Origin of the sequence: Xanthomonas sp. CFBP 7698, from assembly GCF_003600855.1 — a bacterium.
GTDB classification, from domain to species: domain Bacteria; phylum Pseudomonadota; class Gammaproteobacteria; order Xanthomonadales; family Xanthomonadaceae; genus Xanthomonas; species Xanthomonas cannabis.
The window spans coordinates 1-12,034 of the sequence record NZ_PRDN01000009.1; the positions used below are offsets into that span (position 1 = coordinate 1).

Annotated in this window: 9 protein-coding genes; 2 read left to right on the forward strand and 7 right to left on the reverse strand. The window is 65.7% G+C overall.

The features are described from left to right. Positions 1-68: 68 nt before the first annotated feature. Positions 69-422 carry a hypothetical protein gene (locus XnspCFBP7698_RS20395; protein ID WP_233549045.1) on the reverse strand — a complete coding sequence of 118 codons (354 nt, stop codon included), beginning with the start codon at positions 420-422 and terminating at the stop codon, positions 69-71. A 335-nt stretch (positions 423-757) separates the two neighbouring features. On the opposite strand from XnspCFBP7698_RS20395, the gene XnspCFBP7698_RS20405 reads away from it, so the two are divergent. Next, positions 758-1,792 (forward strand): kelch repeat-containing protein, encoded by a 1,035-nt coding sequence (locus tag XnspCFBP7698_RS20405; RefSeq protein ID WP_104581713.1) that lies wholly within the window; start codon positions 758-760, stop codon positions 1,790-1,792. A 115-nt stretch (positions 1,793-1,907) separates the two neighbouring features. Beyond that, positions 1,908-2,804, forward strand: coding sequence for a DUF3800 domain-containing protein (locus tag XnspCFBP7698_RS20410; RefSeq protein WP_233549046.1), 897 nt, complete (start codon positions 1,908-1,910; stop codon positions 2,802-2,804). A 199-nt stretch (positions 2,805-3,003) separates the two neighbouring features. On the opposite strand, the gene XnspCFBP7698_RS20415 is transcribed toward XnspCFBP7698_RS20410, so the two are convergent. The 6 genes from XnspCFBP7698_RS20415 to XnspCFBP7698_RS20440 form a co-directional block, all read right to left on the reverse strand. Beyond that, positions 3,004-4,041 carry an SMP-30/gluconolactonase/LRE family protein gene (locus XnspCFBP7698_RS20415; protein ID WP_047694008.1) on the reverse strand — a complete coding sequence of 346 codons (1,038 nt, stop codon included), beginning with the start codon at positions 4,039-4,041 and terminating at the stop codon, positions 3,004-3,006. A gap of 78 nt (positions 4,042-4,119) precedes the next feature. Continuing rightward, positions 4,120-5,289 (reverse strand): endo-1,4-beta-xylanase, encoded by a 1,170-nt coding sequence (locus XnspCFBP7698_RS20420; RefSeq protein ID WP_104581711.1) that lies wholly within the window; start codon positions 5,287-5,289, stop codon positions 4,120-4,122. 60 nt (positions 5,290-5,349) lie between these two features. After that, positions 5,350-8,061 (reverse strand): beta-galactosidase GalB, encoded by a 2,712-nt coding sequence (gene galB / locus XnspCFBP7698_RS20425; protein ID WP_104581710.1) that lies wholly within the window; start codon positions 8,059-8,061, stop codon positions 5,350-5,352. A 160-nt stretch (positions 8,062-8,221) separates the two neighbouring features. Further along, entirely contained in the window at positions 8,222-9,643 is a 1,422-nt protein-coding gene (gene uxaC, locus XnspCFBP7698_RS20430; RefSeq protein ID WP_104581709.1) for a glucuronate isomerase, read from the reverse strand. Positions 9,644-9,696: 53 nt separating this feature from the next. Continuing rightward, entirely contained in the window at positions 9,697-10,689 is a 993-nt protein-coding gene (locus tag XnspCFBP7698_RS20435; protein WP_104581708.1) for an endo-1,4-beta-xylanase, read from the reverse strand. 9 nt (positions 10,690-10,698) lie between these two features. Then, complete coding sequence (locus XnspCFBP7698_RS20440; RefSeq protein WP_199680249.1) at positions 10,699-12,015, reverse strand: MFS transporter; 1,317 nt, start codon at positions 12,013-12,015, stop codon at positions 10,699-10,701. Positions 12,016-12,034 lie beyond the last annotated feature (19 nt).

Consider the following 12,034-nt stretch of genomic DNA (forward strand, 5'->3'; position numbering starts at 1 on the left):
TCATGGAACCTCCTCGGAAAAGGGTACGAGAAAATTCCACTTCTGGCGTCAGCTAACCTGTGGGGGGATTACCCCTTCTTGCTCGCCCCTGCGTCCAGACGCTGGAGCAGACGTGCGGCCCAGCGCTGGCCTGCATCGCCGCCCCACAGCAGCCAGGCGATGTAGCCGGCCGAGGGGGCCTTGGCATCTGCCCAGCCTTTGCCGTTCTTGTCGACGCTGTGTCGGGCGAAGTAGGAATGCATGCGGCGAATGGTCTGTGCAGACAGCGACTTCTGCGCGGAGAGATCGCGCGCACGCGCCACGCCAATTGCGGTGCCGCCGCGCCCATGCTGCTCACGCAGGCGCAGGCCGCGCGCAGCGGCAGCAGCCACCGCCTTGGGTGGAGCGGTTTGCAGAACCTGCTTTGCTTGAGTGATGGCCACACGCATCTCCGGGTCGATTTACCGTAGTGTTCGCAAGCGCGGTTCAGCTGCACGTGAAGAGCTCGCAGTCACCGGCCCGCATGCCGCATGCGGCATGCGGGCGAATGGTTTGCGGCGCAGCTCATCGCCGCCCTTCCAGGTGGAACTCTGGACCAGGCCATGTTGCGGGACGAAGTGGAACAGCTGGGCTCCGGCATCTTGGAGGCTGGGCGCACCTGCCGCAATGCGTGCAACTCGCCACGCGCACACTGCTACCGGATCAGGCTGCTTGTGCAGCTGGATCGTGTGGCCGCTGTCGCTACACTGGTCTGCCATGGCCACTGGCAGAGCGCTTCATGCGACTGTTGAACATCACGCTCCGCACGGGGCTGCTCGCCGCGACCATTGGCTGCGTGCCTGTGCTCGGCATCGCGGCCGAACACGCTACGTCTGCCAAGACCGCCGCGCCATCGCCGCAGTGGCACTCGGTTGCCACACATGGCAAACCGCATGCGCGCCACGAGAACAGTCTGGTTGCCATTGGTGAGCGGCTGTATCTGATCGGTGGACGCGACCAGCGCCCGCTGGAGATCTTCGATACCCGCACAGGTCGCTGGTCGCAAGGCAGCGCACCGCCGCTGATGGTCAGTCACGCGCAGGCAGTGGTGTCTGCAGGCAAGCTGTATTTCGTCGGCGGCTTCACCGGCGACTACCCGGAAGAAGCATCGCTGACCCACCTGCTGATCTACGATCCGCAAACGGACACGTGGCAGACGGGCGCGGAAATCCCGCAGCATCGGCGTCGCGGCGCCGCAGGCGCGGTCGCGCATGCCGGCGTGCTGTACCTGGTCGGCGGCAACACGCGCGGGCACATGAGCGGGTACGTGCCGTGGCTGGATGCCTTCGATACCAGGACCCAGCAGTGGACACAGCTGGCGGACGCGCCGCACGCGCGCGACCATTTCCATGCGGCCGTGATCGACGGAAAGCTGTATGCCGCCGGTGGACGCAGGTCGGCCCACGAAAGTGGCAACACCCTGGCGCAGACGATTGCGGAAGTGGATATCTACGACGTTCAACGCGGCACCTGGTCCGTTGCGCCGGCCGCGTTGCCGACGCAGCGGGCCGGCACCAGTGCCATTGCACGCAACGGCAAGCTGCTGATCATCGGCGGCGAGAGCCTGCGGCAGGTCACGGCGCATGACGAGGTGGAAGCCTACGACCCGCAGCGCGCCGCCTGGACAACGCTGCCAGCGCTACCGCAGGGGCGCCATGGCACGCAGGCCGCAGCCGTCGATGGCAGCCTGTATCTGGCTGCCGGCAGCGCCAACCGCGGCGGTGGCCCGGAGCTGGAGGATCTGCTTGTACTGAACGACGGCCAGACGCCATAGCGCAGGTCCGCGCCGACCCGCCGCCGTGCGAAACTTCAGGCATGAGCATCGTGCGGTGACAGGCGTGTAGCCAATCCGCCGACATGTCTTTCCGAGGCGGCGTGCAGGAGCGGCAATGGCCAAGCGCAGATCAGACCGACCACCACTGGCAACGCCCGGGATGGCAGGCCAGTTTTCACTGCCGCTTGTCCATATGGAAGGCAAGCCAGAGGCGCCGCCACTGCTGGCCACGCCCAACGAAAACTACAGCAACTACATCGTCTACGTCGACGAGAGTGGCGATCACGGGCTGGAGTCGATTGATCCCAATTACCCGGTGTTTGTGCTGGCGTTTTGTGTTTTTCACAAAAGACACTATGCACAGCGCGTGGTACCAGCGGTCGAATCCTTCAAGTTCCGGCACTTCGGGCATGATGTGGTCATTCTCCACGAGCACGATATCCGCAAGGAAAAAGGACATTTCCGATTCACGGATCGTGTGGAAAAGCAGACATTTCTCGAAGAACTCACCACGATCAACGAGTCACACAATTTCATCCTGATCAGCTGCGTCATCGACAAGACGCGGCTGAAGGAGAAATCGCAGATGGGCAACAATCCCTATCATCTGGCGCTCGCGTTCTGTCTGGAGACACTGTTCGAACTGATGCAGGAAAAACATCAAGACAAGGTTCCGACTCATGTGGTGGTCGAGTGCCGTGGCAAGAAAGAAGACCGTGACCTGGAGCTTGAATTCAGGCGCATTTGCGACGATGCGAACCGCTGGGGCCTGCAGTTGCCCTTCAACATCGTGTTTGCGGACAAGAAGGCCAACTCGTCCGGCTTGCAGTTGGCAGACTTGGTGGCGCGTCCCATTGGCCTGTCGGTACTCCGGCCGGGTCATCCCAATCGAGCGTTCGAGGTGTTGCAGCAAAAATTTTTCTGCAAAGAAGGACGGCGCAGGCTGGGAATCGACTACGCGGGCTGGGGCCTGAAGGTTTTCCCACCGCCGGAAAGCGAAAAGCCCCGGTGATCTCACCGAGGCTATGACGCCGACCGGGAACCCCCAGTCCACTTGGACGCGAGTCTAGATTCCTGGGCCAGGAAATTCAAGGACGCGCGAAAACTCAACGCAGTCATGCGGCATCGCAGTCGGACCACGTGCTGCGTGGATCGCCAGCGCTTCTGTGCCCATCTGGCGATCTCACGACAGGTTGCCTGACTCTGGCGAGCTACTTGGCGAACTGCAGCCCCAACGCCTTGACGCGCACGCGCGCCAGCATCGCGTGCGAGGTCATGTAGAGCGTATGGCCGTCGTTGCCGAAGGCGCAGTTGGAGACGGCTTCGCCGGTCTCGATGCGCCCCAGGCGCTGGCCGGCCGGGTTGAATACGATGACCCCACCCGGGCCGGTGGCGAACAGGTGGCCGTCGGCAGAGACCGCCATGCCGTCGGGCAGGCCGGGCGCGTCCTTGGCCACCAGGTCCGAGGCATCGGCGAACACGCGCTTGCCGGTGACGGCGCCCTGGGTGTCGAGCGCATACGCCATCCAGATCGGTCGCTCCGGGTCGGAGTTGGACACGTACAAGGTGCGCTCATCGGGCGAAAGCGCGATGCCGTTGGGAAAGCTCAGGCTGTCGTCGAGCAGATGCACGCTGCCGTCGGTGTCCAGCCGGTAGACGCCGTTGAAGCGCAGCTGCTTGACCGGCGAGTTGTTCAGATCCTTCAGGCCATACGGCGGATCGGTGAAGAACACCACGCCGTCGCTGCGACGCACCACATCGTTGGGACTGTTGAAGCGCTTGCCCTCGAAGCGGGTGGCCAGAGGGGTCTTCTTGCGCGTGACCGGGTCGAGCCGGGCCACGATGCGGGTACCGGAATCGGCCAGCAGCACGGTGCCGCTCGGCTCGGCGTAGAGCCCGTTGGCACCGGCCTCGCGCAGCGTGGCCTGCTCCGGGCCGGTATAGCCGGACGGCGACAGCAACACCGACAGGCCGGCCTGTTCGGACCAGCGATACAGCTTGTTTTCCGGCACGTCGGTAAACAGCAGGTAGCCTCCGTCGCGCACCCATGCCGGGCCTTCGGACCAGGTGAACCCCTCGGTGAGCTTTTCGATACGCGCATCGCTGGCAACCACATCGGCGAAGCTGCGGTCGAAGGTGTCCACATGCCCGATGGCCGGGAAGCGCGGCGGCGGCGGATCCTTCCTGGCGCAGGCGGCGACGATCGCCAGCAACGGAACAGCCAACAACAGATAGGGCGGCAAGCGCATCGGAGGGTCCGGACAATCAGGTGGGTCCATCATGCCATCAAGCCCGTGCAAGGTCCCTGCGCACGCTGGCAGACGCGACTAGGGAGCGGCCGAGGCCGGCACTGCCAGCACCGCCTCCAGTGCCGGTTTGGGCTGGTGGTTGCGGTCGAACAGCAATGGGTAATTGGTGCGGCCAGGCACGGGGTAATCGTTCTTCCACGACATGCCGTCGCTCACGCCCCAGACGCTGACGCGGGCGAGCTTGTCGCGCTTGCGCCAGAACAGCGCGAACAGCTCGGCGTAACGATCGCGCAATTGTGCCTGCACCTGCGGCGGCAGGCCATCGCGGTAGGGGTCGAGGAAGCGCTTGAACTCCGGCAACTGGAACTGCGCGTGCGCAAGCCCGGTGCCGATGACCTGGCCTTCGCGGGTAAGCGGCAGCACGTCCACGTCGAGCTCGGTGATCATGACCTTGATGCCGAGCGCGGCGTAGGCGTCGATGGCGTCCTCGATATCGCGCAGGCTGGGGTAATTGAGCCCCCAGTGCCCCTGCATGCCGACGCCATCGATACGGATGCCGGCCTGCTGCAGCATCTTGACCATGCGCACGATGCCCTCGCGCTTGGCCGGCCGCCAGGCATTGAAGTCGTTGTAGTAGAGCTCCGCATCCGGTGCGTAACGCTGCGCGAAGGCGAAGGCATTGCGCACCACCGTGTCGCCGTCGCCAACGCGCTGCACCCAGTTGGTCGAACGGTAGCTGCCGTCTTCGTCGATGATTTCGTTGACCACATCCCAGGCCTGCACCTTGCCGACATAACGGCCTGCCACCTGCTCGATATGTGCGCGCATGCGCTCGATCTGTGCGGCCGGGGTGTTTGCCGCGCCGCGCGTCCCCACAAAAAACCAGGCCGGGGTCTGGTTGTGCCAGACCAGCGTGTGGCCGACCACGAACAACCCGTTGCGTTGCGCATAGTCCACAAACGCATCGGCGGCGGTGAAGTCGAGTTCGCCGCGACGCGGCGCAACGACCTCGGCCTTCATCACGTTTTCCGGCGTCACCGCGGTGAAATGGCATGTCACCAACGCCGCGGAGGTGGCGTCCTTGCCGGACACGATGTCGGCATTGACGGCAGTGCCAAGCAGAAAGCCGTCGGCGTACGCCAGCTTGAGCGAGGTGCCGGGCGTGTCGCAGCGCGCCCATGCCGGAGCGGCAACGAGAATGGCAACGGCGGCGAATGCGCTTCGCAGCAAGGTGATCAGGTACGGCATGGCGTTGTGCCTGGTTGGGTTGCATTGCGGTGCTGCAGCGGGTGCCTCACAGGCTCAGCCTCACTGCACGACGATCTGGGCTTGCGCGGCATCCAGGTGCTCCGATTCCACATGCAGCGTGATCGTGCCGCGCCCGCCCGGCGTGGCGCGCACGATCGCCAGGCATAGCCCGTTGAAGGCGTTGCGTTGCGCTGAGGCAAACGACTCCAGATTGGTTGCATCGCCATTGTCGGTGGCCACCAGTTCGCCCGGGCCCTCGATGCGAAACCGCAGGCGGTCGCCGGCGGTGGGCGCCGGCCGCCCGTCGCGGTCCAGCAAGCGCACGGTGACAAAGCTCAGGTCACGGCCATCGCCCTCGATGCGGCTGCGGTCCGGGCTCACCTGCATGCGCGCCGCCGGCCCGGCCGTGAGCACGCGATCGTCGGCCCAGGGCTTGCCGTGCTTGTAGGCCTGCACGCGCAATTCGCCCGGCTGGTACACCACCGCATCCCAACGCAACCGGTACTGCAGTGCGCCCTTGCGCTTGCGCCCCTGCGAGATGCCGTTGACGAACAGCTCGGCCTCGTCGCCGGAGGTGAACACATGCACCGGTGTGACCTGGCCTTCGCGCCCGGGCCAGGTCCAGTGCGGCAGCAGGTGCGCCATCGGCAGCTCCGGGCGCCAGCGCGCCTGGTATAGCCAGTAGCGGTCCTTGGGAAAACCGGCCAGATCGAAAGTGCCGGAGTACGCGCTGCGCGAACTGTAGTACGGCGTGGGCTCGCCCAGGTAATCGAAGCCGGTCCAGACGAATTCGCCGGCGACATAAGGGTGCGTGTCCAACGCGGCAAACACCTTGTCGGCGCTGGAACCGAAGTCCACCGCATGCAGCTCGTACGCGCTGACCTGATGCACGGCCGAATCGCCACCGCGCCCATCGCGCACCGGTGCGCTAGTGTCCGGGGTGACCGGGAACAGGTACACGCCGCGGCTGCTCAGCGCCGAGGCTGTCTCGCTGCTGAGGATGGCCTTGTGCGGAAACCGCGCATGAAACGCCGGATACTGCGGCGGCTTGCGAATACGCTCGGTGCCTTCGAACTCGGGCGCATCACGAATGCCTTCGCCTTGGTAATTCAGGCTGATGACATCCAGCGCCGCCGGTAGCGGCATTTCGGGCGAGGCGTAGTTCATCGCCACCGTGGCCGGGCGCGTGGGGTCTTCCTCATGCACGATGGCGTGCAGCGTGCGCGCGATCGCTGCGCCCTGTTCGCCGGTGTATTGCTCGCCGACCTCGTTGCCCACACTCCACAGCATCACCGACGGATGATTGCGGTCGCGCCGCAGCATCGCGCGCAGATCCGGCTCGTGCCATTGCGGAAAGACCAGATGGAAATCGAGCGGGGTCTTCTTCATTTCCCAGCTGTCGAACACTTCATCCACCACCAGCAGGCCCATGCGGTCGGTGAGCTCCAGCAGCTCCGGCGCGGGCGGGTTGTGGCTCATGCGGATGGCATTGGCGCCCATCCGCTGCAGCAACTGCAGTTGGCGCTCGGCGGCGCGCACGTTGAATGCCGCACCGAGTGCGCCGAGATCATGGTGATTGTTCACGCCGCGGATCGGCACCTGTTCGCCGTTGACCAGCAGTCCCTTGTCGGCATCGAAGACGATGGCGCGGATGCCAAAAGGTGTCTCGTAGCGATCCACCAGCTGCCCGTTCTGGCGCACCTCGGTCACTGCCACATAGCGATGCGGCTGCTGGGTGGGCGGTGGGCCCCATAGGCGTGGCGCATCGATGTGCGCGGTGCCCTGCACCCGTGCGTGACCGCCGGCAGGCACCTCCACCGGCAGCGCGGCGATGCGCGCCACCGCCTCGCCGGTGCGTGTGCCGCTGGCTGCGTCGAGCACGTAGATCGCGGTGCTGACCTGCGCCTGTGCGGTGGTGGGTGCGGCGTTGTCCAGCGTCACCGCCAGCTGCACCTGTGCTGCAGCGGCCGACACCTGCGGCGTGGTCAGCTGCGTGCCCCAGTGCGCGATATGCAACGGCGCGGTCCTGGTCAGCCACACATTGCGATACAGCCCGCCACCGGGATACCAGCGCGCCGAGTCGGGCGGGTTGTCCAGCCGGATCGCCAGCTGGTTGACGCCGCCAGCGACCAGGCAAGACGTCAGATCCACCCGCCAGGAGCTGTAGCCATACGGCCAGCCGCCTACCAGCTGACCATTGCACCAGACCGTGGCGTACGCCATTGCGCCATCGAGATCGAGAAACAGCGAGCGGCCGCGGTCGCTGGCCGGAATATCCAGCGTCTTGCGATACCAGCCAATTCCCCAGCTCGGCAACCGTCCCATGCCGCCGTACGGACCATCGACCAGAAACGGCCCGGCAATCGCCCAATCGTGCGGCAGGTTCACCAGCTGCCATGCACTGTCGTCGAACTGCGCCTGCACATAGGCCACGTTGCTGCCCGGATGGCCGGGCGGGCGTTGGTGGCGTTGTGCCTGGTTGGCGATCAGCGCATTGGCGGTCGGCAGGATCCATGGCCTGAGCACATCCTTGGCGGTGGATTGCAGCGGCTGCGCCTGATCCGGGCGCGCATCGGCCACCTTGCCGTCGTCGCTGCCGTTGACCTGGGGGCGGGCCGCATAATCGAGCACCACCGGGTTGCCTGGCGGGTCGCCACGCTGAAAGCGCCATTGCGCATTGAGCGACACCCGCTCGCGCGGGGCGCCGGTCTGCGCGAGGGCGTCGAGCGCGGGCAGTGCCAAGCAGACACAGGCGAGCACGCGTCCTGTCATGCACGCCCACCTGGCCGCGATGCGCCGCGCTGCTACAGGTGCAGGGTGTGCCGCTGTCATGACGCCGGCTGCCGTTGCGCGCCACTGCGTGCCGCAGCGCGCGTCGGTGCCGCTGCAATGCGCTCGCGCCCGCGCGCGCACCGGCCACGCAGCGGCTGCCTCACAGCTTGTACGCCTGCTTGGGCAGCCGATACGCAAGATCCATCGCCACCTCCATCGCCTCGTCTTCCTCCAGCCGATGTTCGGCCACCAGCTTGGCCAGGAACGCACTGTCCACGCGCCGTGCCACATCGTGGCGCGCGGGTATCGACAAAAAGGCGCGGGTGTCGTCGTTGAAGCCCACGGTGTTGTAGAACCCGGCGCTGGCCAGGGTCTGCTCGCGAAAGCGCCACATGCCTTCCGGCGCGTCATGGAACCACCATGCCGGGCCGAGCAGCAGCGATGGGTAATGGCCGGCCAGCGGCGCCAGCTCGCGGCTGTAGCTGGTTTCGTCCAGCGTGAACACGATCAGGCGCAGACGCGGATCGTTGCCGTAGCGATCCAGCAGCGGCTTGAGCGCATGCACGTAGTCGGTGCGCATCGGGATGTCGGCACCCTTGTCGCGCCCGTAAGTGTCGAACAACTGCCGGTTGTGATTGCGAAAACAGCCTGGGTGCAGCTGCATCACCAAGCCATCGTCCAGGCTCATCGCCGCCATTTCGGTCAGCACCTGTGCGCGGAACAACTCGGCCTCCGCCGGCGTGGCCGCACCGCGTACCACCGTGTCGAACAGCCGCTGCGCCTCGGCAGGCGACAGATCTGCGGTGGCGGCGCTGGGGTGCCCATGGTCGGTCGAGGTGGCACCGTGTGCGGCAAAGAACGCACGCCGTTGCTGGTGCGCACGCAGATAGCCGGGCCAGCTCAGCACGTCCTCGCCGGTGAGCGCGCCGAACTGCTGCAATGCACCGGCAAATTGTTCGTGTTCCGGGTCCACCACCGGGTCGGGGCGATACGCAGTCACCACCCGTCCCTGCCAGCCGCTGGCGGCAATGTCCGCATGGTGCTGCAGCGAATCCAGCGGCGATTCGGTGGTGGCGATCACCTCGATGTTGAAGCGCGTAAACAGCGCGCGGGGAAGAAAGCCCGGCGTCTGCAGCGCAGCAGTGATGTGGTCGTAGTAATGATCGGCGGTGCCGGCATCCAGCCGGATGCGCAGATCGAAGACCTCATGGAACACATGATTGAGCCATAGCGCCGACGGGGTGCCGCGCAGCAGCGTGTAGTGCTCGGCAAACACGCGCCACGCCGCGCGCGGATCCACCGGCGCGCGCGTGCCGTCGGCACGCGGAATGCCCAGCGTATCCAGGCGGATGCCCTGGCTGTACAGCATGCGGAACACGTAGTGGTCCGGCACCAACAGCAACTCGGTGGCGTTGGCGAACGGCGCATTGCCGGCGAACCACGCCGGGTCGGTGTGGCCATGCGGGCTGATGATCGGCAGGTTGGCGATCTGCGTGTACAGCCTGCGCGCGATCGCCCGCGTGCCGGGGTCGGCAGGCAACAGGCGGTCGTCGTGCAATGCGAGGGGCAAGGAAGCAGGCATGGATCAGGACACCAGGCAGAATGGAAAACATGCAAGGCAACCGGCGCAGCGCATCATGGCGCCGGCGTGCCGGGATGGGCGGCCACGTAGTCACGTAGCCAGGTCATGGCCGGCCGCTCACTGCCGTCGCCGCGCACCAGATACGCGGCCTCCTTATCCCGCCACAGCCCGGGGCGAAATCCCCACAGCGTGATGCCGCGCACTGCAGGGTGCTCCCAGAACACCGGAAACACGCGCTGGTAATCGGCCAGCTGCTGCGCATCGGTGGGCCCGTCCAGATCGAACTCGGTGATATAGATCGGCAGGCCGGTGGCGGCCAGCGCATCGAGATTGGTGCGGTGCACCGACATCGCCACGTTCGGCGTGGTCTCGAAGGCGTGCTCCTGGATGCCGATCGCATCCACCAGGCGCTCGCGCTGCAGCAGCTGCACGATGTGCAGGTACTTCTGCGTGGCCTGCGCGCTGTTGGTGATGCTGTAGTCATTGAGCATCAGCTTGGTCTGCGGAAAGTGCTGGCGCGCAAGCCGGAACGACTGCAGCACCCATTCCCAGCCGCTGTCGCCAGTGCCGCCGAGCGCCTGCAGATAATTGCCGCCGCCGGTATCGGCCTTGCTTGGCGGGTCGTTGAGCGGCTCATTGACCACTTCCAGCAGATCGATCTCCGGGTAGCGCTGCGCCACGGCGGCAAACCACTGCTCGATCTCGCGCCGCTGTTCGGCCGGGCGCAGGGTCTTGATCCATTCCGGCTGCTGGTTGCCCCACACCATCACATGCATCTGGAATGGCAGGCCGTTGGCCTTTGCGAACCGGTACGCGGTGTCCAGCGCACTCCAGTCCATCTGGTCGCGCACCGCTTCCACCGTGCCCCATTTACCGCCGTTCTCCGGAGTGAGCTTGTTCCAGTACTGTGCAAACCCCGCATGCTGTTGCGGGCTATAGGCGCTGCCCAGAAACTTGGATGCACCGGCCGCCAATGGCGCGGCCTGCGCGGTCGGTGCGAGGCTTGCCGCCAACAACAGGGCCAGGGTGAACGGGCGCAGATGCATGATGATTCCTCAGGACGAAGAAGGCGTGGCAGTGGTCGCCGGCAGCTGCGCCGGGTCCAGTCGCGGCACCAGAGAGTGCACCATTGCCAGCGCCAGCAGATAGGCCGACCCTGCCATCAGGAACACCGGCACATAACTTCCGGTCGCCTGTAGCAAAAAGCCGATGAAGGTGGCAATGAGCATGCCGCCCACCGCGCCGGCAAACCCGCCGATGCCCACCACGGTGGCCACCGCATGCCGCGGAAACATGTCCGAGGGCAGGGTGAACAGATTGGCCGACCAGCCCTGGTGCGCAGCGGTTGCCAGGCCGATCAGCGCCACCGCCAGCCACAGGTTGTCCGCACGTGCGGCAAACACGATCGGCACCACTGACACCGCGCAGATCAGCATGGCGGTCTTGCGCGCGCGGTTGACGCTCCAGCCGCGCGCGATGAAGCGCCCGGCCACCCAGCCGCCCGCGATGCTGCCGATATCGGCCAGCACGAAGATCACGATCAATGGCGCGCCAAGTTGCAGCAGGCTCAAACCATATTCGGCATGCAGGAACTTGGGCAGCCAGAACAGGAAGAACCACCAGATCGGGTCGGTGATGAACTTGCCCAGCACGAACGCCCAGGCCTGCCGATGCCGCAGCACCTGCAACCACGACAGCCGTGCCTGCACCGGCTCGTGGACATCGCTGCGGATATGCGCCAGTTCCGCTGGCGACAGGCCGGGCTGCTGTTCGGGCGGGTGATAGGTGAGCCACCACACCACCAGCCAGGTGGCACTCAACACGCCGGTGAACAGGAACGCTGCCTGCCAGCCCCACGCGGTGGCGATCACCGGCACCAGCAATGGCGCAACGATGGCACCGATGTTGGAGCCGGAATTGAAGATGCCGGTGGCCAGCGCGCGTTCGCGCCGGGGGAACCATTCGGCCACCGTCTTGAGCGCAGCAGGAAAATTGCCCGACTCCCCCAACCCCAGGAAAAACCGCGCAATCGCAAAGCCCACCACGCTGGTCGCCAATGCATGGCCCATTGCCGCCAGGCTCCACACCCCGATCGCCAACGCATACCCGAGCCGCGTGCCGAAACGGTCGATCACCGCGCCGCTGCACAACAGCCCCAACGCATAGGCAGCCTGGAACGCGGTGACGATGTAGCCGTACTGGATCTCGTTCCAGCCGATCTGGGTCTGCAAGAATGGCGCCAGCACGCCCAGCACCTGGCGATCCACATAGTTGATGGTGGTGGCCGCCAGCAGCAAGGCGCACACGCGCCAGCGCACCCGGCCCAGCCGTGCCGACGCAGTGACAGGCGCAACGGTGGGCAGCTCGCTCATGCGTGTGGCCTGCACCACC

Coding starts and splice junctions, on each gene's coding strand:
- uxaC (WP_104581709.1), bottom strand. CDS start 9,643: ATGCCTGCTTCCTTGCCCCTCGCATTGCACGACGACCGCCTGTTGCCT.
- XnspCFBP7698_RS20435 (WP_104581708.1), bottom strand. CDS start 10,689: ATGCATCTGCGCCCGTTCACCCTGGCCCTGTTGTTGGCGGCAAGCCTC.
- XnspCFBP7698_RS20415 (WP_047694008.1), bottom strand. CDS start 4,041: ATGCGCTTGCCGCCCTATCTGTTGTTGGCTGTTCCGTTGCTGGCGATC.
- galB (WP_104581710.1), bottom strand. CDS start 8,061: ATGACAGGACGCGTGCTCGCCTGTGTCTGCTTGGCACTGCCCGCGCTC.
- XnspCFBP7698_RS20410 (WP_233549046.1), top strand. CDS start 1,908: ATGGCCAAGCGCAGATCAGACCGACCACCACTGGCAACGCCCGGGATG.
- XnspCFBP7698_RS20420 (WP_104581711.1), bottom strand. CDS start 5,289: ATGCCGTACCTGATCACCTTGCTGCGAAGCGCATTCGCCGCCGTTGCC.
- XnspCFBP7698_RS20440 (WP_199680249.1), bottom strand. CDS start 12,015: ATGAGCGAGCTGCCCACCGTTGCGCCTGTCACTGCGTCGGCACGGCTG.
- XnspCFBP7698_RS20405 (WP_104581713.1), top strand. CDS start 758: ATGCGACTGTTGAACATCACGCTCCGCACGGGGCTGCTCGCCGCGACC.